This is a genomic window from Nonomuraea aurantiaca (assembly GCF_020215705.1).
In the GTDB taxonomy this organism is placed as follows: Bacteria; Actinomycetota; Actinomycetes; order Streptosporangiales; family Streptosporangiaceae; genus Nonomuraea; species Nonomuraea aurantiaca.
In genome coordinates this window covers 287,699-308,277 of sequence record NZ_JAIWNB010000009.1, presented here as the reverse complement: position 1 = coordinate 308,277, position 20,579 = coordinate 287,699, and the positions used below count along the sequence as shown (strand labels likewise).

Annotated in this window: 21 protein-coding genes and 1 riboswitch; of the genes, 17 read left to right on the top strand and 4 right to left on the bottom strand. The window is 69.9% G+C overall.

The genetic code is table 11. The features are described from left to right. Positions 1-140 precede the first annotated feature (140 nt). The 3 genes from LDL49_RS23455 to LDL49_RS23445 are packed head-to-tail and all read left to right on the top strand — an operon-like array spanning position 141 to position 3,449. Positions 141-1,592, top strand: coding sequence for an RNA polymerase sigma factor (locus LDL49_RS23455; protein ID WP_225293331.1), 1,452 nt, complete (start codon positions 141-143; stop codon positions 1,590-1,592). A 9-nt stretch (positions 1,593-1,601) separates the two neighbouring features. After that, positions 1,602-2,270 (top strand): hypothetical protein, encoded by a 669-nt coding sequence (locus LDL49_RS23450; RefSeq protein ID WP_225293329.1) that lies wholly within the window; start codon positions 1,602-1,604, stop codon positions 2,268-2,270. A gap of 57 nt (positions 2,271-2,327) precedes the next feature. Continuing rightward, positions 2,328-3,449: a C40 family peptidase gene (locus LDL49_RS23445; protein ID WP_225293327.1), complete on the top strand. Its 1,122-nt coding sequence runs from the start codon at positions 2,328-2,330 to the stop codon at positions 3,447-3,449. Between the two features lie 42 nt (positions 3,450-3,491). Here the strand turns inward: LDL49_RS23445 and LDL49_RS23440 are convergent, their stop codons facing one another. Continuing rightward, complete coding sequence (locus tag LDL49_RS23440) at positions 3,492-3,983, bottom strand: inorganic diphosphatase (protein ID WP_225293326.1); 492 nt, start codon at positions 3,981-3,983, stop codon at positions 3,492-3,494. Between the two features lie 72 nt (positions 3,984-4,055). Here LDL49_RS23440 and dacB point away from each other — a divergent pair, with 72 nt between their 5' ends. From dacB to LDL49_RS23385, 11 genes are all read left to right on the top strand, one after another. Continuing rightward, a complete protein-coding gene (dacB, locus tag LDL49_RS23435; RefSeq protein ID WP_225293324.1) occupies positions 4,056-5,477 on the top strand; it encodes a D-alanyl-D-alanine carboxypeptidase/D-alanyl-D-alanine endopeptidase in 1,422 nt (473 codons plus the stop codon). Positions 5,478-5,626: 149 nt separating this feature from the next. Continuing rightward, positions 5,627-6,703 carry an Rv3626c family coenzyme F420 biosynthesis-associated protein gene (locus LDL49_RS23430; protein WP_225293322.1) on the top strand — a complete coding sequence of 359 codons (1,077 nt, stop codon included), beginning with the start codon at positions 5,627-5,629 and terminating at the stop codon, positions 6,701-6,703. Positions 6,704-6,709: 6 nt separating this feature from the next. Next, positions 6,710-7,702, top strand: coding sequence for a tRNA lysidine(34) synthetase TilS (gene tilS, locus LDL49_RS23425; RefSeq protein ID WP_225293320.1), 993 nt, complete (start codon positions 6,710-6,712; stop codon positions 7,700-7,702). A 10-nt stretch (positions 7,703-7,712) separates the two neighbouring features. Next, positions 7,713-8,264, top strand: coding sequence for a hypoxanthine phosphoribosyltransferase (gene hpt, locus LDL49_RS23420; protein WP_225293318.1), 552 nt, complete (start codon positions 7,713-7,715; stop codon positions 8,262-8,264). 225 nt (positions 8,265-8,489) lie between these two features. Beyond that, a complete protein-coding gene (gene ftsH / locus LDL49_RS23415; protein ID WP_225293317.1) occupies positions 8,490-10,487 on the top strand; it encodes an ATP-dependent zinc metalloprotease FtsH in 1,998 nt (665 codons plus the stop codon). Next, complete coding sequence (folE, locus tag LDL49_RS23410) at positions 10,484-11,062, top strand: GTP cyclohydrolase I FolE (protein ID WP_225293315.1); 579 nt, start codon at positions 10,484-10,486, stop codon at positions 11,060-11,062. The genes ftsH and folE overlap by 4 nt, the downstream gene beginning before the upstream one ends. A gap of 134 nt (positions 11,063-11,196) precedes the next feature. Continuing rightward, entirely contained in the window at positions 11,197-12,036 is an 840-nt protein-coding gene (folP, locus tag LDL49_RS23405; RefSeq protein WP_443689882.1) for a dihydropteroate synthase, read from the top strand. After that, on the top strand, positions 12,033-12,476 hold the full coding sequence (locus LDL49_RS23400; RefSeq protein WP_214641971.1) for a nuclear transport factor 2 family protein: 444 nt from the start codon (positions 12,033-12,035) through the stop codon (positions 12,474-12,476). Before folP ends, LDL49_RS23400 begins: the two co-directional genes overlap by 4 nt. Then, entirely contained in the window at positions 12,466-12,831 is a 366-nt protein-coding gene (gene folB, locus LDL49_RS23395) for a dihydroneopterin aldolase (RefSeq protein WP_225293313.1), read from the top strand. Before LDL49_RS23400 ends, folB begins: the two co-directional genes overlap by 11 nt. A gap of 25 nt (positions 12,832-12,856) precedes the next feature. Then, positions 12,857-13,360: a 2-amino-4-hydroxy-6-hydroxymethyldihydropteridine diphosphokinase gene (gene folK, locus LDL49_RS23390; protein ID WP_225293311.1), complete on the top strand. Its 504-nt coding sequence runs from the start codon at positions 12,857-12,859 to the stop codon at positions 13,358-13,360. After that, positions 13,357-13,812, top strand: a complete 456-nt coding sequence (locus LDL49_RS23385; protein ID WP_225293309.1) for a DUF3180 domain-containing protein — start codon at positions 13,357-13,359, stop codon at positions 13,810-13,812. Before folK ends, LDL49_RS23385 begins: the two co-directional genes overlap by 4 nt. An 86-nt stretch (positions 13,813-13,898) precedes the next feature. On the opposite strand, the gene LDL49_RS23380 is transcribed toward LDL49_RS23385, so the two are convergent. After that, a complete protein-coding gene (locus tag LDL49_RS23380) occupies positions 13,899-15,005 on the bottom strand; it encodes an acyltransferase family protein (RefSeq protein ID WP_225293307.1) in 1,107 nt (368 codons plus the stop codon). After that, positions 15,002-16,147 carry an NADH-quinone oxidoreductase subunit D gene (locus LDL49_RS23375; protein ID WP_225293305.1) on the bottom strand — a complete coding sequence of 382 codons (1,146 nt, stop codon included), beginning with the start codon at positions 16,145-16,147 and terminating at the stop codon, positions 15,002-15,004. The genes LDL49_RS23380 and LDL49_RS23375 overlap by 4 nt, the downstream gene beginning before the upstream one ends. 120 nt (positions 16,148-16,267) lie before the next feature. On the opposite strand from LDL49_RS23375, the gene LDL49_RS23370 reads away from it, so the two are divergent. Then, the gene (locus LDL49_RS23370) at positions 16,268-16,867 is read left to right on the top strand and encodes a DoxX family protein (RefSeq protein ID WP_225293303.1); all 600 of its coding nucleotides are present in this window, start codon (positions 16,268-16,270) and stop codon (positions 16,865-16,867) included. Positions 16,868-16,941: 74 nt separating this feature from the next. Here the strand turns inward: LDL49_RS23370 and LDL49_RS23365 are convergent, their stop codons facing one another. Then, a complete protein-coding gene (locus LDL49_RS23365; protein WP_372470401.1) occupies positions 16,942-18,228 on the bottom strand; it encodes an aminotransferase class V-fold PLP-dependent enzyme in 1,287 nt (428 codons plus the stop codon). Positions 18,229-18,270: 42 nt separating this feature from the next. Further along, positions 18,271-18,386, bottom strand: a riboswitch (SAM riboswitch). 101 nt (positions 18,387-18,487) lie between these two features. Between LDL49_RS23365 and LDL49_RS23360 the strand changes: the two genes are divergently transcribed. Together LDL49_RS23360 and LDL49_RS23355 are read left to right on the top strand one after the other, a co-directional pair. Beyond that, positions 18,488-19,213: a TerC family protein gene (locus LDL49_RS23360; RefSeq protein ID WP_225293301.1), complete on the top strand. Its 726-nt coding sequence runs from the start codon at positions 18,488-18,490 to the stop codon at positions 19,211-19,213. Between the two features lie 9 nt (positions 19,214-19,222). Beyond that, positions 19,223-20,413 (top strand): cytochrome P450, encoded by a 1,191-nt coding sequence (locus LDL49_RS23355; RefSeq protein ID WP_225293299.1) that lies wholly within the window; start codon positions 19,223-19,225, stop codon positions 20,411-20,413. The last annotated feature ends 166 nt before the right edge of the window (positions 20,414-20,579 follow it).

Sequence of the window (20,579 nt, the reverse complement as noted above, 5' to 3'; positions counted from 1 at the left end):
GCCGATAAATCGGGCGGAGCGGCCATTCACCACCTGGCGGCCGAGCGCAACGGTTTTCTTCATCGGAGTGTTGCCGGCAAGGGCTTCATTCCCACAGAAGCAGTGGAACTACTAGTTACTAATCCATTACCTTCTGTCATATGAATGACCGCGCCCTGGTCGAGTCACTCCGCGCCCGTGACCCGGGTGCCCTCGCCGCGCTCTACGACGCCTACGCCGAGGGCATCCACAGATACTGCTGGTCCCTTCTCCTCAGCTCCGACGGCGCCCAGGTGGCGCTCCGCGACACGATGATCGCGGCGGAGGCGCACGCCGGCTCCCTGGCGGATCCCGGCCGCCTGCGTCCATGGCTGTACGCCCTGGCCCGCGCCGAATGCCTGCGACGGCGGATGGCCGAGCCACCCAACGCCGACGAAGCACTGGCGCAGGCTCCACCCCCGGACAATCCGGCCGACGCCGACCTGCGCGTCGTGGCCTGGAACGCGATCCAGAGCCTGTCCCACGACGACCGTGAGGTCCTGGAGCTGTCGGCCAGGCACGAACTGCCCACCCCGGAGCTCGCGGTGGTGCTGGGGGTCGCGGCGCGCCATGTCGAGGCGGCCCAGGAGGAGGCCCGCGAACGACTGCGCGACGCGATCACGGCGGAGCTCCTGGCCAGGAAGAGCACCTACGACTGCGCGGCACGGGCCGGCATCCTCACGGGCTTCTCCGGCAGGCTGACGCCCGAGATGCGCGCGCGGCTGGTCGGGCACCTCTCGGGCTGTCTGACCTGCTCCCCCCACCGCACGCGCCAGGTGTCGGCGGCCAAGGTCTTCGAGTTGCTGCCCCGGATCCCGCTGCCGGAGTCGCTCGCGGTCAGGGTGATGAGCTGCTTCGCCGACCCCGAACTCCAGCCCTACCGCCGCTACGTGGCCCGGCGCTCGGGGGCGCTCGACGCCGCCGGGTTTCCCGTTGCCCCGCGGAAGAACGCTCGAAGGTGGCCTCAGGCGCTGGCTGGCGCGATGGCGGCGGTCGCGACCGTGGTGGCGATAGTGCTGATCTTCCAGCAGTTCGACCAGGTAGAGGGCGGGCTGCCGGGCATCGCGTCCGCCGCCTTCCCCGCACCGGGTGAGCCGCCAGGCATCAGGCTGCCCTGGCAGCCCGAGCCCCAGGACCCGCGGATCAGCGTCGAACCCATCCTGGACAGCACGGCCACCGTCCCGCTGGGCGCCCTGCCCCCGACGACGACGCCGTCAACGACCCCCGTGCCGACCGTCGGCTCCCCGGCGAGCCGCGACCCGTCCAAGGACCCCGAGACGCCCGAGCCCCAGCCCGACCAGCTCACCCCCACCCCCGACCACCAGTCCGCCGAGCCCGCGCCGGACCCGGACGAGCACCCGGGCAGGGGGCCGGACAAGCAGCCCGGCAGACACCCGCACAAGCACCCCCGCACACCCCGCCCCACCGACGTCCCGACGCCCGCCGCGACACCGACCCAGACACCCGTCGCCCCGCCGACCGTCACGCCGGGACAGACACCGGCGCAGACGCCCGCCCAGACACCGGCCCAGACGCCGACCGCGACGCCGCCCACCACCGTCCCGGCCGGCTGAGGCCACTGCATGGAGGCGTACCAGCTGCGCGAGGACCCTCAACTGGGCTGTCGGGTCTGCCCCCTGCCGGTCAGCGAGGAGCGGGCCGAGCTGATGGCCAGGAGCCATCACGTCGCCTGGCCCACCTGGCTCGACCAGGGCCCCCGCATGCTCCGCGACGTCCTCGAACTCTGCCGCCTGCGCACCGCACGCGGCCTGGCCGTTCTGTCCTGGCTCTCCGGTGGCGAGCCGCCCGGCGGCCCGCCCGCCGAGCTCGGCTGGCTCTGGTCCTCGCGCCGCCTGACCGGTCAGCGCCAGGAGCGCCTGTACGCGGCTGCGGCCGCGGTGCCGGAGCCCGTACTCGGCCTCGTGCTCGCCAACTGGACCTGGGCCCTCGGCACCTGCCACGGCGGCCGGGTCGCCGCCCCCTACCTGGCGGGCACCGCCTACCCCGGCGACGGCTCGGTGGCCGCCGCCGCCACGATGACCCTTTACCAGACCTTCGACCGCCATCCGGAGTCCCGTCCGGCCATCGCGGCGGCCTGGGCCGCGGCTCGGGCGGGCGCCGACTGGTGCCGGGCGGCCGAGCTGCACGCCGCCTACGGGACGCAGACGCCGGTCTTCACCTATCCCCGGGGCACGAGCCCGGTCCCGGCGGGCGTCCGGCCGTGGATAGAACGCCTGTTCCGCCTGCGTTGACGATGTTACGAAAGTGACCAGGATTACACAGAGTGACGGGCGGGAACTGTGTGCACTATGCATGCCATCAGAGCCGGCCTCATGGCAGTCTGCCTGGTCGTCACCCTGTGCCCGCCGGCCGACGCGGCTCCCGGGCCGTCCCGCCGGAAGGTGATGCAGGCCCGTCACGCCGTACAGGATCGGACGCGGCGACTCGGCACCGCGAGCGCGCGGCTCGCCGAGGCCCAGTCACGGCTCGACAACCTGGCGGCGGGCGCGGAGCAGCTGGTGGAGGCGTACAACGGGGAGCTGGTCCACCTCGAACGCGCCCGGCGCGCCCGCGACCAGGCGCAGGCCCGGCTGGCGCTGGCCGACGCCGAGGTGGAGAAGGCCCGCGCGCCCGTCGCGCTGCTCGCGGCGCAGAGCTACAGCGGGATCGACATGATCTCGCCGATGATCGGCATGATGACCGACACCGGCGACATCGACGGCTTCCTGCACCGGGCGAGCGTCCTGGAGCAGCTCAGCGGCGAGCAGAGCGCGGTGCTCGACCGGATGCGCGACGCCCAGGAGGTCTCCGCCATCCTGCGGAGCGCGGCCGCCGAGGCGTACGCCGAGCACGAGGCCGTGTCCGAGCGCGCCAGGCAGGCGAAGGTCGCCGCGGAGGCGGCCGTCGCCGCGCAGAAGCGTGAGACCAGAGGGCTGGAGGCCGAGCGCGTCACGTGGCAGCGGCGGGTCGACGCCGCCCGCACCCACGCGCACCTGCTGGCCAGGCGGCGGGAGGCGGCGCTGGCGCAGGCCCGCCTCAGCCATGGGCTGCTCGCGTCCGGGTCGCTCATGGGCGACGTCGCGGCCAACTGGGCGCTGACCCAGCTCGGCAAGCCGTACGTGTGGGCGGCCGACGGCCCGGACAGCTTCGACTGCTCGGGCCTGACCATGCGCGCCTGGGAGCAGGCGGGCGTCGGCATCGACCACTGGACCGGCACGCAGTGGACCTCGGGCCCGCACGTGCCGCTCGACCAGTTGCGCCGCGGCGACCTGCTGTTCTTCGGCTACGTCACCAGCGACCCGAGCACGATCCACCACGTCGGCATGTACGTGGGCGACGGGCTGATGGTGCACGCGCCACAGACCGGCGACGTCGTGCGAGTCGCCTCAATGTGGCGAGGAGACCTGGTGGGTGCTACCAGGCCTCAGTGACCGCGACTGAGCCGCGATCCGAAGGATCGCCATCTACACAGCTCAGCTGTGGCCCTCGTCCTTGGCGCGCTGGAAGGAGCGCTTGATCTCGACCTCGGCCTCCATCCGGCCCACCCAGTTGGCACCCTCGACGGACTTGCCGGGCTCCAGGTCCTTGTAGACCTCGAAGAAGTGCTGGATCTCCAGCCGGTCGAACTCCGGCACGTGATGAATGTCGCGAATGTGCTCCATCCGCGGGTCGGTGGCGGGCACGCACAGGACCTTGTCGTCGCCACCCTTCTCGTCCGTCATCCGGAACATCCCCACCGCGCGGCAGCTGATGTAGCAGCCCGGGAAGGTCGGCTCCTGAAGCAGCACCAACGCGTCGAGCGGGTCGCCGTCCTCGCCGAGGGTGTGCTCGATGAAGCCGTAGTCGGCGGGGTACTGCGTAGAGGTGAACAGCAGCCGGTCAAGCCTGATGCGACCGGTTTCATGGTCCACTTCATACTTGTTCCGTTGTCCCTTGGGAATCTCAACGACAACGTCGAACTCCACCGCGGTTCCTCCGCTCACGCCGAGTGGGCGTTAATGTCTCGTAGGCGAACACCAGGAGAGAGGTCAGGCGACGTGGCGCGGCACGAGCGGTGGGTGATGCTGACCACTCTCGCCATGCTCCAGGTGCTGACCATCGTCATCGGCATCTATGCGATGACCAACGACTTCAGCCTGGGCGCGCTGACGAGGGGATCGTCACCGACCGAGCCGACACCGTCTCCTGAAGGGTCTCCCCCCGTCTCCGTGGTCACCGCAGGGCCGGTGCTGGCCCAACTCCAGGTGAGGGCCGGAGACGGACCTCTCACTACTAAGCGTACTTTGACCCGGCAGCTCACCAGCGCCCTGGGTGACGAAGCGCTGGGCGATCGGGTGGGCGCCGTGGTCATCGACGCCGCCACCGGCGAGCAGGTATTCGCCGCCAACCCCGACGTCGGCATCACTCCCGCCTCCACCACAAAGTTGGTCACCTGCACGGCCGCGCTGGCCGCTCTCGGCCCCGACACCCGCCTGTCCACCCGGGTGACGCAGGGACCGGCGGCCAACTCGATCGTGCTGGTGGGCGGAGGGGATCCGACGCTCGCCGGGCCGTCGGCCAAGTCGCTGGCCTACCCCAAGCAGGCGTCGCTCGCCACGCTCGCCTCGCGTACCGCCGCCGCGCTGAAGGCCAAGGGCGTCACCAAGGTCACGCTCTCCTATGACGCCTCCCTGTTCACCGGTTCCCCGCTGGCGCCCGGATGGAAGCCGGGCTACGTGCCCGACGGCGAGGTGGCGCCGGTCTACGCGCTGGCGATCGACGAGGGGCGGCGCGACCCCGCCGCGAGGCAGCCGCGCGTGTCCAACCCGCCGCAGTACGCCGCCGCCGCGTTCGCCCGGCTCCTGACCAAGTACGGCGTGAGCGTCGCCAAGTCCGTACGACCGGGCAAGGCGCCCGCGGGGGCCGCTGAGCTCGGCCGGGTCGACTCGGCACCGCTCTATTCGCTGGTCGAGCACACGCTGACGTTCAGCGACAACGACCTGGCCGAGGCGCTGGCCAGGCATGTCGCCATCAAGGAAGGCCAGCAGGCGTCCTTCGAGGGCGCGACCAAGGCCGTGGTCGGGGTGCTGCAGCGGCTCGGCGCGGCCAAGGGCGTACAGGTCTTTGACGGCAGCGGCCTGTCCGCGCGCAACCGCATCAGCGCCGACGCGATGGCCCGGGTCATCGCGATCGCCTCCGCCGCGGCCCACCCCGACCTGCACCCGATCGCCTCCGGCATGCCGATCGCCGGGTTCTCCGGCACCCTGGGCAACGGCAGGCGCTTCACCAGCGGCGACAGCAAGGGCCAGGTCGGCCTCGTCCGCGCCAAGACCGGCACCCTCAACAACGTCAACACGCTGGCCGGCATGGCCACCACCAAGGAAGGGCGCCTGGTCACCTTCGCCTTCCTGGCCGACCGCGTGCCGAGCACCGCCGAGCCGGTACTGGACAGACTCGCGGCAATCGTCGCGCGTTCCTAACAGTGTTCATGGCGATCCTTCGGATCGCGGCTCAGTCGCTGGGATCCGGTGTCTTGCGATCGTCGTTCGGTCGCTTCGCTCCCTCTCTCCTCACTCCAGACACCGGCGCTTCTTCGCGGGCCGGACAAGAACCACGTACGGTGGACGGTATGCAGGTGATCGACTGGGATCTGGCCGTCACGACCGGCACGCGCCTGGTGCGCCCCGGTCCTCAGGTGAGCCGGGAGGAGGCCAGGCAGGCCGTCACCGAGCTCCGCGCGCTGTCACGTGAGGCCGAGGGGCACGTACGCGAGTTCACCAAGATTCACACGGAGACCGCGCCGCAGGCGGCGACCATCGTCGACCGCCCCGGCTGGATCAAGGCCAACGTCGAGGGCTTCCGCGTGGTGCTCGAACCGCTCACCGAGCGGGTCGCCTCCGGAGCCAACCCGCCGCCGGCGATCGTCACGGCCGTGGGCTCCCGCATCACCGGCGTCGAGGTGGGCGCGGTGCTCGCCTTCCTCGCCTCGCGGGTGCTCGGCCAATATGAGCTGTTCCTGCCCCCGGACCCGACGGGCCGCGAGCCGGCGGGGCGTCTGACGCTCGTCGCGCCCAACATCGTGCACGCCGAGCGCGAGATGAACGTCGACCCGCACGACTTCCGCCTCTGGGTGTGCCTGCATGAGGAGACGCACCGCGTGCAGTTCACCGGGGTGCCGTGGTTGCGCGAATACATCCGCTCGCAGATGACCGAGTTCCTGCTGGCCTCCGACCTCGACCTGGGCACGCTGCTGGAGCGGCTGCGCACCGCCGCCGACACGGTGGCCGACGTGGTGCGCGGCGGCGAGGGCAACCTCATCGACGCCATCCAGTCGCCCGGCCAGAAGGAGATCCTCGACCGCCTCACGGCCGTGATGACGTTGGTCGAAGGGCACGGCGACTACGTCATGGACGCCGTCGGCCCTTCGGTGGTGCCGTCGGTGGCCGACATCCGCGCCAAGTTCGCCCATCGCCGCGAGGGCGGCTCGCGCCTCGACCGCACGGTCCGGCGGCTGCTGGGCATCGAGGTCAAGATGAAGCAGTACGCCGAGGGCTCGGCCTTCGTCCGCGCGGTGGTGGACCAGGTCGGCATGGACGGCTTCAACCGCGTCTGGACCTCTCCCGAGACCCTGCCGACGACACCCGAGATCACCGACCCCGGCGCCTGGGTACGCCGCGTCATCGGCAGCAACGCCCTGCCCGCCTGACTCGTCATGGGCCCGCACCCGGCCGTCGCCGACGTCCGAAGGGCCGTCCGGGAGGCGCTGGCCGACGTCGGTGACGGCGCGCTCGTGCTGGCGGCGTGCAGCGGGGGAGCCGACTCCCTCGCACTCGCCGCCGCGCTCGGCTTCGTCGCGCCGCGCGCGGGCCTGAAGGCCGGGCTGCTGACGGTGGACCACCAGCTCCAGGAGGGCTCCGCGGCACGCGCCGAGACGGTGGCCGCGCTGGCCCCGGCCCTGGGCCTGGACCATGCCGAGATCCTCACCGTCGATGTCGGTACGTCCGGCGGCCCGGAGGCGGCGGCCCGAGACGCCCGCTACGCCGCGCTCGCCGAGGCGGCCGACCGGCTCCAGGCCGCGACCGTGCTGCTCGGCCACACCAGGGACGACCAGGCCGAGACCGTGCTGCTCGGATTGGCCAGGGGGAGCGGGCTCAGATCGCTGTCCGGCATGGCCCCGGTGACCGGCCGCTACCGCAGGCCGCTGCTGTCCCTCTCCCGTGCCACCACCGTCGCCGCGTGCGCGGCGCTCGGCCTGAGCCCTTGGGACGATCCGCACAACGAGGATCCCCGCTACACCCGCGTCCGGGTACGGACCAGGGTCCTCCCGCTGCTGGAGTCGGAGCTGGGGCCCGGCGTGGCCGAGGCGCTCGCCAGGACCGCCGATCTCGCCCGGGACGACGCCGACGCCCTTGACGAATGGGCCGACACGGCCTATCAGAATTGCGCTCTAAGCGATATCACCGGTTCGGTGACGCTGTCCGTACCCGAGCTGGAACGCCTCCCAGGCGCCGTCAGGCGGCGGGTCCTGCGGCGGGCGGCCATCGCGGCGGGAACGCCGTCCGGAGCCCTCTCCGCGACGCACGTGCGTGCCGTCGACCGGCTCATCACGGCGTGGCGCGGGCAGAAGGCCGTGGATCTACCCGGGGGTCTGGCCGCTGTGCGGCGGTATGACACCCTGATACTCGCCATCAGTCCCATCCCGTAAGGAACCACAGGTGGATGCTGCCGATATGGGCAAGGACCTCGAGAAAGTCCTGATTCCTCAGGACGAGCTCCAGGCCAAGGTCAAAGAGCTTGCCGGGCGGATCGACGCCGACTACGCGGGCACGGAGCTCCTGCTCGTGGGCGTGCTGAAGGGCGCGGTCATGGTGATGGCCGACCTGGCCAGGGCGTTGCACGTGCCCGTCCAGATGGACTGGATGGCCGTGTCGTCCTATGGCGCGGGCACCAAGTCGTCCGGCGTCGTGCGGGTGCTGAAGGACCTCGACACCGACATCATGGGCCGCCACGTGCTGATCGTCGAGGACATCATCGACTCGGGGCTGACCCTCCACTGGCTGCTGGAAAACCTCAAGTCGCGCAACCCGGCCTCGCTGGAGATCTGCGCCGCGCTGCGCAAGCCCGACGCGGTCAAGGTGCCGATCGACGTGAAGTACGTCGGCTTCGACATCCCCAACGAGTTCGTCATCGGCTACGGGCTCGACTACGCGGAGCGTTACCGCAATCTCCCCTTCATCGGCACCTTGGCTCCCCATGTTTACAAGTAGCCGCCGGGAACACCGCGCCACCTGACGTACGTTGGTAGGGCAAGACCGGTGTAGCGGGCGGTCCCTCCGCTCGCTTACCCGGTGTACCTTCTGACTCCGGGAGGGTGACCAAGCGTCCCCTTCGGGTAGTCAGAAGTCGCGGCGTCGGATGCCGCGGCCCCGGGAATTCCCGGGGTTCCAGGCCATGGTCAGGAAGGGACGGGCCCGCAAGGGGTTCCGCATCGGATGGATCTCAAGCGATTTACACGTGGGCCACTGCTGTGGATCCTGGGCATCGTCGTGCTGCTCCTGCTCGTCACCCAGCTCTGGAGCGGCGGCGGCAACTTCAAGCAGGCCGACACGTCCACAGTCCTCCAGCAGATTCGCACCGGCAATGTAAGCAACGCCAAGATCGTCGACAAGGATCAGCGCATCGAGCTGACGCTGATCAAGCCGATCACGGTCAGGCCGGGTGACACGGCGACCAACATGATCCAGTCTGACTGGGTCGCCGGCTACGGGCCGAAGCTGACCGAAGAGCTGCAGGCGCAGGTTCAGGCGGGCACGACCAAGAGCTTCACCACCGAGGTGCCCCAGGAGAACTTCCTGGTCAGCATCCTGGTGAGCTTCCTGCCGATCGTCTTCATCGTCCTCATCTTCCTGTTCATCATGAACCAGATGCAGGGCGGCGGCTCGCGGGTGATGAGCTTCGGCAAGTCCAAGGCGAAGCTGATCACCAAGGACACCCCCAAGACCACCTTCTCCGACGTCGCGGGCGCCGACGAGGCCATCGAGGAGCTCCAGGAGATCAAGGAGTTCCTGCAGGCCCCGGCCAAGTTCCAGGCGATCGGGGCGAAGATCCCCAAGGGCGTGCTGCTGTACGGCCCGCCCGGCACCGGCAAGACGCTGCTCGCCCGCGCGGTCGCGGGTGAGGCGGGCGTGCCGTTCTACTCGATCTCCGGCTCCGACTTCGTCGAGATGTTCGTCGGCGTCGGCGCCTCGCGTGTCCGCGACCTGTTCGAGCAGGCCAAGGCCAACGCACCGGCGATCATCTTCATCGACGAGATCGACGCCGTCGGCCGGCACCGCGGCGCGGGCCTGGGCGGCGGCCACGACGAGCGCGAGCAGACGCTCAACCAGCTGCTCGTCGAGATGGACGGCTTCGACGTCAAGGGCGGCGTGATCCTCATCGCCGCGACGAACCGGCCCGACATCCTCGACCCGGCGCTGCTGCGTCCGGGCCGATTCGACCGCCAGGTCACCGTCGACCGCCCCGACCTGGAGGGCCGTAAGGGCATCCTCAGGGTCCACGGTCGCGGCAAGCCGTTCGAGCCGGCGGTCGACCTCGACGTCATCGCCCGTCGCACGCCCGGCTTCACCGGCGCCGACCTGGCCAACGTGATCAACGAGGCGGCGCTGCTCACCGCGCGCGCCGACAAGAAGCTGATCTCGATGGACATCCTCGAGGAGTCGATCGACCGCGTCATGGCAGGACCCGAGCGCAAGTCGCGGGTCATGTCCGACAAGGAAAAGAAGATGATCGCCTACCACGAGGGCGGTCACGCGCTGGTGGCGCACGCGCTGCCCAACTCCGACCCGGTCCACAAGATCACGATCCTGTCCCGTGGCCGCGCCCTGGGTTACACCATGACGCTGCCGATGGAGGACAAGTTCCTGGCCACCAGGTCCGAGATGATGGACCAGCTCGCCATGCTGATCGGCGGTCGCGCGGCGGAGGAGCTCGTCTTCCACGAGCCCACCACCGGCGCCTCCAACGACATCGAGAAGGCCACGGCGGTCGCCCGCCGCATGGTGACCGAATACGGCATGAGCGAGCAGCTCGGCGCCCGTAAGTTCGGCTCCGGCCAGGCCGAGGTCTTCCTGGGCCGCGAGATGGGCCACGAGCGCGACTACTCCGAGAAGATCGCTTCGACGATCGACGAGGAGGTCCGCCGGATGATCGAGACGGCGCACGACCAGGCGTGGGACATCCTGGTCGAATACCGCGACGTGCTCGACAACCTGGTGCTGCAGCTCATGGAGAAGGAGACGCTCTCCCGCGACCAGGTGCTGGAGGTCTTCGCCCCGGTCGTGGTCAAGGAGCACCGCCCGTCCTACGCGGGTTACGGCAAGCGGCTCCCCTCGGACCGCCCGCCGATCCTGACCCCGAAGGAGCAGTCGGCCAACGGCTCGCTCGCCGCCGCCAGTCACCAGGACGCCCTGCCCTCTGGAGACGGTGCGTGAGTTCGCAAGACGTAGACCTGGGCCGGATCGAGAAGGCCGTCCGCGAGATCCTCTACGCCATCGGCGAGGATCCCGACCGTGACGGCCTGCTCGACACCCCCTCGCGGGTGGCCCGGGCCTACGCCGAGCAGTTCTCCGGCCTCGGACAGACGCCGGAGGACGTGCTCAACAAGGTCTTCGACGTCGACCACGACGAGATGGTCCTTGTCAGGGACATCGAGGTCTACTCCACCTGCGAGCACCACCTGGTGCCCTTCCACGGGGTGGCCCACGTGGGCTACATCCCCAACGAGCGCGGCCAGGTGACCGGGCTGTCCAAGCTGGCCCGCCTGGTGGACGTCTTCGCCCGCCGCCCGCAGGTGCAGGAGCGGATGACCTCGCAGATCGCCGACGCGCTGATGCGCGTGCTGGAGCCGCGCGGGGTGATCGTGGTGGTGGAGTGCGAGCACCTCTGCATGACCATGCGCGGCGTCCGCAAGCCGGGCGCGAAGACGGTGACCTCGGCGGTGCGCGGCGATTTCCGTACGAGCGACAAGACCCGCGCCGAGGCGATGGCGCTGATCCTGCACCGATAAGCACCAGTGGGCCTATGGCGCTGACCCTGCACCGATAAGCACCCGTCAGCGAGCCTATGGCACTGATCGGATTGTTATTTGCGTGTGGGCACCCTCCACAGACCCCATCAACCACGACCGCCTAGGCTTGGGGCATGGTTGTCGGAGCAGAGGCGCGGTGCCTCGTCATGGGCGTGGTCAATGTCACGCCGGACTCGTTCTCCGACGGGGGCCTGTGGTTCGACGAGGCGGCCGCGATCCGGCACGGGCTGGAGCTGGTCGGTGAGGGGGCCGACATCGTCGACGTGGGCGGCGAGTCCACCCGCCCCGGCGCCGCCAGAGTGCCGCTCGACGAGGAGCTGGCCCGCGTCGTGCCGGTGATCAGGGCGCTCAGCGCCGAGGGAGTGGCGGTCAGCGTCGACACCATGCGGGCCGAGGTCGCCAAGGCGGCGGTGGAGGCGGGGGCGAGGCTGGTCAACGACGTGAGCGGCGGCCTGGCCGATCCCGAGATGCCGCGCGTGGTGGCCGCCACCGGCGTCGACTACGTGGTGATGCACTGGCGCGGCCACAGCCATGACATGGACCGCCGGGCCGTCTACGACGACGTCGTGACCGAGGTGCGCGAGGAGCTCGCCAAGCGGGTCGGCCTGGTGCTGGCCGAGGGCGTGTCCGAGAAGCAGATCGTGCTCGACCCCGGGCTGGGCTTCGCGAAGAACCCCGCGCACAACTGGGAGCTGCTCGCCGGAATGGGGGAGCTGGCCGAGCTCGGCTATCCGCTGCTGATCGGGGCCTCGCGCAAGCGGTTCCTGGGGCGGCTGCTGGCCGACGCCGACGGCACGCCGCGCCCGTTCAGCGGCAGTGACGACGCCACGGTGGCCGTGACGGCGCTGGCCGCGCACGCCGGCGCCTGGTGCGTACGAGTGCACGAAGTAGGTCCCAATGCCGATGCCGTGCGCGTGGCCGCCGCATGGAAGAGACCCGGAGCCAACACATGAGTGTCGACACCGCCGCGATCGAGACGGTCAACCAGGACTTCTATCTCGCGATCGAGGACGCCAACCTCGACAAGATGACCGAGATCTGGGCGGAGGACTCCGCCGACGAGCAGGTCAGCTGCGTACACCCGGGCTGGACCCTGCTCTCGGGGCGCTCCGAGGTGCTGCGCTCCTGGGCGCTCATCATGGCCAACACCACCTACATCCAGTTCGTGCTGACCGACGTCAACACCACCGTGCTGGGTGACGTGGCCGTGCTCACCTGCGTCGAGAACATCCTCACCGCCGGCGAGGAGGGCGAGTCCAGCTTCGCCGCCGGCAAGGTGGTGGCCAGTAACGTCTACGTGCGCACGGCGCAGGGCTGGCGGCTGTGGATGCACCACGGTTCGCCGGTGCTCCAGGGTGACGACGACGAGGAGGAAGGCGAGCTTGAGGTCTGACCGCATCGCGCTGAAGGGCCTGCGGGCCCGGGGCCGGCACGGTGTGCTGGCGGCCGAGCGTGAGCTGGGGCAGGAGTTCGTGGTCGACGCGACGCTGTTCCTCGACACCGCCCCCGCCGCCGCCTCCGACGACCTCGGCAAGACGGTCCACTACGGAGAGCTCGCCCAGGCGCTGGTCGCCGTCGTGGAAGGCGAGCCGGTCGAGCTGATCGAGACGCTCGCGCAGCGCCTCGCCGACGTGTGCCTGGCCGCCGGCCTGGTGGAGTCGGTCGAGGTGAGTGTGCACAAGCCCGCGGCACCGATCCCGCTGCCGTTCGACGACGTGATCGTCACCATCCAACGGAGTCGCGAATGAACGTGGTGAGCGAGGGGAGTAGCACGTGAACGTCGTACTGTCTCTCGGTAGCAATCTCGGGCGGCGCTTCCAGACGTTGCAGGACGCCATCGACACGCTGTTCGACGCGCCAGGGCTGGAGTTCGTTGCGAGCTCGCCCGTCTATGAGACCGACCCGGTCGGCGGTCCCGCCGGGCAGCGCCCCTACCTCAACGCGATCGTCCTCGCCGAGACCACGCTCCAGCCGCAGGCGCTGCTGGAGCGGGCGCAGGGCGTCGAGAACGCCTTCGGGCGGGAGCGCAAGGAACGCTGGGGCCCGCGCACGCTCGACATCGACCTGATCGTCGTGGGTGACACGGTCTCCGACGACCCCGACCTGACGCTGCCGCACCCGCTCGCGCACGAGCGGGCCTTCGTCCTGGTCCCGTGGGCGGACGTGGACCCCGACGGCGTGCTGCCCGGCCAGGGTCAGGTCGCCGACCTGCTCACGGACCTCGACCAGAGCGGCGTACGGCTGCGTGCGGACCTCAAGCTCCAGAGTCCGGATTGAGGCCCACTCGCCCCGGCCTGCTGGTCGGCATCGTCGTCGTCGTGGCGTTGATCGCCTGGATGGTGGTCAGGGAGTTCTACGCCGACCTGCCCATCGTGCCGTGGACCGCCATCCCCACCGTCCTGCTGCTGGCCCTCGGGGAGGCCTACAGCGGCTGGGTGACGAAGGCCCGGATCGACCGCAAACCTGACACCAAGCCGGTCGAGCCTCTGGCGGTGGCCCGGCTCGCGGCGCTGGGCAAGGCGTCGGCTTACGTGGGTGCGGTGTTCGCGGGCATCTTCGGTGGGTTCGTCCTGCACACGGTCCAGCTGTTCACCAGGGAGACGCCGCGGTTCGAGTTCTTCATCGCGGTGGGCTCGCTGCTGGCGTTCGTGGTGCTGATCTGCGCCGCCCTCTTCCTGGAGCACGCCTGCCGCATCCCTAAGGACCCGGAGGATCAGCGGCCCAGGTAGATGGCGCCGCGAATCACCAGGCGTTCGCTTCCGCAGTAGCCAGGAACCCGATGTCGGCCGTCATGGCCTCAAGCCGGCGGCCATGGTCAACTCTTGTCCGGCACTTGTTCGGCAGGAGCCCGCTTGCGGCCGAAGAGGTAGATGACCGGGAGGGTGCAGACCAGCGGGCCCAGGATGGCGAGCGGGCGTTCCAGCCACCATCTGAGGTCCGGTGGCACCTCGCCGCCGAGCGTGCCGAAGAACCACCACAGCAGCCCCAGCGCGATCGCCATGCCCGTGGTGTGGAAGAGGAACAGCGGCAGCGCGTAGCGGTTGATGGTGCCGTTGACCCGGCGCCACCCGGGCTTCTCCAGGACGCGCTCCATCGACGGCCGCAGCACCTCCACCAGGCCGATCTGGAACAGCAGCAGCGCCACGATGACGAAGGTGGGCGGCGCCATGTTCGACCACTTGTCACCGGGCACCCCGACCATCGAGCCCGGGTAGATGCCTGAGTAGACCAGGCCGAACAGGGCGAACAGCCCGGTCCACAGGACCCCGACGTCATAGCGCCTGGGCAGGATGACGATCCGGTCGTAGAAGAAGCCGGCCTCGTGGGCCAGCCCCCAGACGATGATCATGTTCAGCCAGCCGACCCACTCGATGCCGTACCGGAAGCGGACCACGTCGATCACCAGGGCGGCGCCGCCCAGCCAGATGAGCGCCAGCACGTCGTAGTGGCGGTGCAGCCACAACGCCACGGGCAGCAGCGCGATCAGCACCAGGTAGACGCCGAGGAACCAGAGCGGGCTGAGCACGAGCAGCACCACCCGCCACATCCACTCGACGTGGAACACCCAGGTCACGACCGCGCCGATGGTGACCCACACGCCCACCAGCACGAGCGCGGGGGCGGCCAGCGCGCGGATGCGCCGCCAGACGAACCGGCCGATGCCGGTGCCGCGGGCCTGGGCGCGGCTCCACGACAGCAGGTGGACGTGGCCGCCGACGTAGAAGAAGAGCGGCAGCACCTGAAGCAGCCAGGTGAGTATCCACAGCCCCGAGGTGAAGCCGAGCGGGCTGGTCGGTTCGGGACCCTCGGGTTTCCACTGCAGGATGGTGAACGCCCAGTGCCACACCACCACCACGATCAGACTGAGAGCGCGCAGCCAGTCGACATATTTGTCCCGCTGCGGAGTCGCGACGCCGGTCACTTGTCGATGTCACCCACGACGAAGAACATCGAGCCGAGGATCGCCACCATGTCCGCCACCAGGTGCCCCGGCAGCATCTCCCTGAGCACCTGGATGTTGCTGTAAGACGCGGAGCGCAGCTTGAGCCGCCATGGAGTCTTGTCCCCCTTGGACACGAGGTAGTAGCCGTTGATGCCGAGCGGGTTCTCGGTCCAGGCGTACGTGTGGCCCTCCGGCACCTTCAGGACCTTGGGCAGCCGCTGGTTGATGGGACCCGGCGGCAGCGAGCGCAGCCGTTCGACGCACGCGTCGGTCAGGTCAAGCGAGACCCTGAGCTGGTCGAGCAGGATCTCGAAGCGGGCGTGGCAGTCGCCCGCGCCGCGCGTGACCACCTTCACCGGCAGCTCGGGATAGGCCAGGTACGGCTGGTCGCGCCGCAGGTCGAGGTCGACACCGGAGGCACGGGCGATGGGGCCGCTCACGCCGTACTGCAGGATCTGCTCGCGGGACAGGACACCGACGCCCTTGGTACGGGCCAGGAAGATCTCGTTGTTCAGGATCAGGTTCTCGATGTCGGGCACGCGGCGCCGGGTCTCGGCGACGGTCTCCGAAACCCGGTCCAGCCAGCCGTACGGCAGGTCCTCCTTCAGCCCGCCGACCCGGTTGAACATGTAGTGCATCCGGCCGCCGGAGATCTCCTCCATCACGGCCTGGATACGCTCGCGCTCGTTGAAGGCGTAGAAGATGGGGGTGATCGCGCCCAGCTCCAGCGGGTACGAGCCGAGGAACATCAGGTGGCTCAGCACCCGGTTGAGCTCGGCCAGCAGCGTGCGCGCCCACACGGCCCGGATCGGCACCTCCATGCCCAGCATGCGCTCGGCGGCCAGGACCACGCCCAGCTCGTTGGCGAACCCCGCCAGCCAGTCGTGCCGGTTGGCCAGCATGATGATCTGCCGGTAGTCGCGGACCTCGAACAGCTTCTCCGCGCCCCGGTGCATGTAGCCGATGATCGGCTCGGCCGTGGCGATGCGCTCGCCGTCGAGGGTGAGCCGCAGCCTGAGCACCCCGTGCGTCGACGGGTGCTGTGGGCCGATGTTGAGGATCATGTCCTCGGTGGCCAGCTCTTTCGCCCCGACGCCGATCCCGACCACGCGTTCCGTCATATGGCAATGCTGCCACCGGCAGTCGTGGTGATCCAGCACAGGAAGGGGTCAAGGAACCCTAAAACGGTGCATTCCGCCTATCGGGCAGGGGAGGAACACCTGGAACGGGGGGAGAAAACCGTGCAAAGAATTCTTTTCGATCTTGCTGCCCTGATCTCGCGGGTGGCGATCGGCGTGATCTTCGTGACCCACGGGTGGCAGAAGATGCAGATCGGGGTGCCGGTCACGGCCGCCGCCTTCAACCACATGGGAATACCGCTGCCGCAGCTCTCGGCCGGGTTCGCCATCCTCGTCGAGACCATCGGAGGGGTCCTGCTCATCATCGGCTTGCTGGTCCGGCTGGCGGCCCTCGGGCTGGTGGTCGACATGCTGGGCGCGATCATCTTCGTCCACGGCGCCCATGGCGTCTTCGTGCAGAACGGCGGCTGGGAACTCGCCGGTGCGCTGGCAGTGGCCTGCCTGCTGCTCGTGGCGGTGGGCGGCGGCCGGATCGGCATCGACGGCATCCTGCACGGCAGCTACCGGCGGCGCGCCGAGCGTCGCGCGGCCGAGCAGGATCTCGCCGGCCACGCTCCGGCCACCTCCATCAGGCCGGAGGCACCATCCGAGTCGGACACCGCTCCCAGGCCGGTGCAACCGGCCGCCCGGGACGGTGACATGCGGAACATCGACGAGATCATCGCCGACGAGCCGTCACGCGGACGCTCGCCGAGCGCTTGACCTCAGCGCGTCGCGCGGACGTTCGCCGTCGCGTGACCTCAGCGCGTCGCGTGGACGTTCGCCGTCGCTTGACCTCAGCGGGCGGCGAGGTCGCGGAGCGCCTCGATGAGGCGGTCCACATGCTCCTCCGTGGTGCCGATGCCGATCGAGGCGCGGACCGCGGACGCCGTGTCGTCCTCGCAGCCGCCGTCCGCGGTGCCGAGCAGGTGCCGGACGAACGGGTGCGCGCAGAACTTGCCGTCACGCACCCCGATCCCGTACTCGCCCGACAGCACCTCGGCCACCTCGCGCGCCGAGTGCCCGTCCACGACGAACGAGACGATGCCCACGCGCGGCTGGTCCGGCCCCCAGAGCGACAGCTCGCGCACGCCCTCGATCGCGGCCAGTCCGGACCGGAGCCGGGTGATGAGCCGCTCCTCCTCGCGCACCAGCGCGGTCCAGCCGGTCGCGCTGAGCGCGTCGCAGGCGGCGGCCACGGCGATGGCGCCCAGCACGTTCGGGGTGCCCGCCTCGTGACGCGGTTCGGCGTCCTCGTGCCACTCGATGTCCTCGTCGACGGAGCGCACGGCGCCGCCGCCCTTGAGGTACGGCTCGCCGGCCGAGAGCCAGTCACGGCGGCCGACCAGCACTCCGGCCCCGAAAGGCGCGTAGAGCTTGTGCCCGGAGAAGGCGACGTAGTCGAGGTCGAGCGCGGTCAGGTTGAGCCGCCGGTGCGGCACCAGCTGGGCGGCGTCCACGAGGATCCGGGCGCCGTGGCGGTGCGCGATGTGCGCCAGGGCGGCGATCGGCCAGAGCTCGCCGGTGACGTTCGAGGCGGCGGTGACCACGAGCAGCTTGGGGCCGTCGATCCCGGCCAGCGCCTCGTCGGCCGCGCGGACGGCTTCGCCGGGGAAGGCGGGCGGCGCCAGCCGTACGGACTGCTTCCAGGGCAGCAGCGAGGCGTGGTGCTCGGTGTCGAAGACGACCGCGGTCGTGCCCTCGGGCAGGCAGCGGGCCAGCAGGTTCGTCGCGTCGGTGGTGTTGCGGGTGAAGATCACGGCGTCGTCGGGGCGGGCGCCGACGAAGGCTCTGACCGTGTGGCGGGCCTGCTCGTAGCGGGCGGTGGTGAGCTGGGAGGCGTAGCCCGCGCCGCGGTGCACGCTGGAGTAGGCCGGGAGCGCGGCGGTGACGGCCGCACTGACCGGCTCCAGACAGGGGGCGCTCGCCGCGTAGTCGAGGTTGGCGTACGTCACCAGCCTGCCGCCCTTGACCGGCACTTCCAGATCGGCGCCCAGCACGGCGGGGATCGGACGGGCGCGCTCGGCGGCCGGCGCCTCGGTGGCCTGGGCGGGCAGGGAGCTGAAGATCGTCAACGTGGACACGGCGAACCTCCTGGGGCCATCGGACCCCCGGAACACCCAGCGAGCCCGCGCTTGCCCGCCACACCTCGTGGCGGACCAGGTCTTCACCCGGGGCACCCCGCCGCGGACGCGAGGGTTGCCGGCCAGCAAGCCGGGGCTGTGCGCTGGCACTCATGACCTACACCCGCACTATAACCGACACCCCGCCATCAATCGCAACCGCGAACTTATGTGGCCTCTGCCTCGTTGGTAACGGAAACCCCTGCTGTGAGGAGTACTAATGCTGGACTGGGTGGCCGACCCTCAGATCTGGATCGGGTTCTTCACCCTGGTCGCACTAGAGATCGTCCTTGGTATCGACAACATCATCTTCATCTCCATCCTGGCCGGGAAGCTGCCGCCGGAGCAGCGCGACAGGGCCCGGGTCATGGGCCTGGGCGCGGCGCTGATCAGCCGGCTGCTCCTGCTGCTGGCGCTGTCGTGGGTGGTCCGGCTGACCACGCCGCTGTTCGAGGTCTTCGGACACGGGATATCAGGACGTGACCTGATCCTGCTGCTGGGCGGCCTGTTCCTGCTGGCCAAGAGCGTCACCGAGATCGGGCACAGCATGGAGCTGAAGGAGGAGGGCGGCAAGGGACGGGCCGTCACGTCGTTCGCCTCGGTGATCGTGCAGATCATGGTGCTGGACGTGGTGTTCTCGCTCGACTCGGTGATCACCGCCGTGGGCATGGTGGACGAGCTCGGCGTGATGGTCGCCGCGGTGATCGTGGCGGTGCTGGTCATGCTGTTCGCGTCCGGGCCGATCAGCAGGTTCGTGGACCAGCATCCGAGCATCAAGATGCTGGCTCTGGCGTTCCTGGTGCTGATCGGGGTGGTGCTCATCGCCGAGGGGCTCGGCCAGCACATCTCCAAGGGCTACATCTACTTCGCGATGGCCTTCTCGGTGATCGTGGAGCTGCTCAACATCCGGATGCGGAGCAGGCACGCCAAGCAAGCATCCTCATAAGATGAAAAAGTGCGCTTCGATCCCTGGAATCCGGATTTTGTCGCCTACCCCTATGGCGCGTACGCGGAGCTGAGGAGTGACGCCCCCGTCAGCTACTTCGAGCCGACGGGACAGTGGCTGATCTCCCGGCACGCGGACGTCAACGCGCTGCTCAGAGACCGGCGACTGGGCCGCTCCTACCTTCACGTGGCGACGCACGAGGAGTTCGGCAGGCCGGAGGAGCCGGCGTTCCAGGAGCCGTTCTGGCGGGTGACCAGGGCCGGCATGCTCGACGTCGAGCCGCCGGTGCACACCCGGCTGCGCCGGCTGGTCTCCAAGGCGTTCACCCCGCGCATGGTCGAGTCGCTGCGCCCCCGGGTCAGGGCCATCGCCGAGGGGCTGGTCGGCGCGTTCGTCGAGAAGGGCGGCGGCGACCTGATCGCCGAGGTGGCCGAGCCGCTGCCGGTGACCGTCATCGCGGAGATGCTCGGCGTGCCCGAGGCGGACCGGCACCTGCTGCGCCCCTGGTCGGCCGACATCTGCCGGATGTACGAGCTGAACCCGAGCCTGGAGTCGCAGCACGTGGCCGCCAAGGCGGCGACGGAGTTCGCCGCCTACCTCGCGGACCTGGCCCGCGAGCGCGCCGTCCGGCCGGGCGACGACCTGATCAGCGCGCTCGCGGCGATCGAGGAGCTCACCGAGGACGAGCTGATCGGCACCTGCGTGCTGCTGCTCAACGCCGGTCACGAGGCGACCGTGAACGTGACGGGCAACGGCTGGTGGTCCCTGTTCAGGAACCCCGCCGAGCTGGTACGCCTGCGCGAGGACCGGAGCCTGCTGCCCACGGCCGTCGAGGAGCTGATGCGCTGGGACACGCCGCTGCAGATGTTCGAGCGGTGGGTGCTGGAGGACATCGAGGTGCACGGGGTCGAGATCCCGCGCGGGGCCGAGGTCGCGCTGCTGTTCGGCTCGGCCAACCGCGACGAGGCGGTGTTCGCCGACCCTGACCGGCTCGATGTGGGACGGCCGGACAACCCGCACATCTCCTTCGGGGCGGGGATCCACTTCTGCCTGGGAGCGCCGCTGGCCCGCATCGAGCTGATCGAGTCGTTCGGCGCCCTGCTGGAGCGGGCGCCGAAACTGGAGCTCACCGGCGAGCCGGAGTGGAAGCCGGGCTACGTCATCCGCGGCCTGAAGTCCCTCGACCTGACGACGGGCTGACGCGGCCACCATGACCGCCCGCCGAGTATCCGCCCTCCGGGAGGGGGTTCCTTAAAGGACCCCAGCCACAATGGACCGGCCACTTCCGCTCCCCCGGAGGGGGTATTCCTCCCCAGGGACCCCCGCCACGACGGACCGGCCACTTCCGCTCCCCCGGAGGGGCATT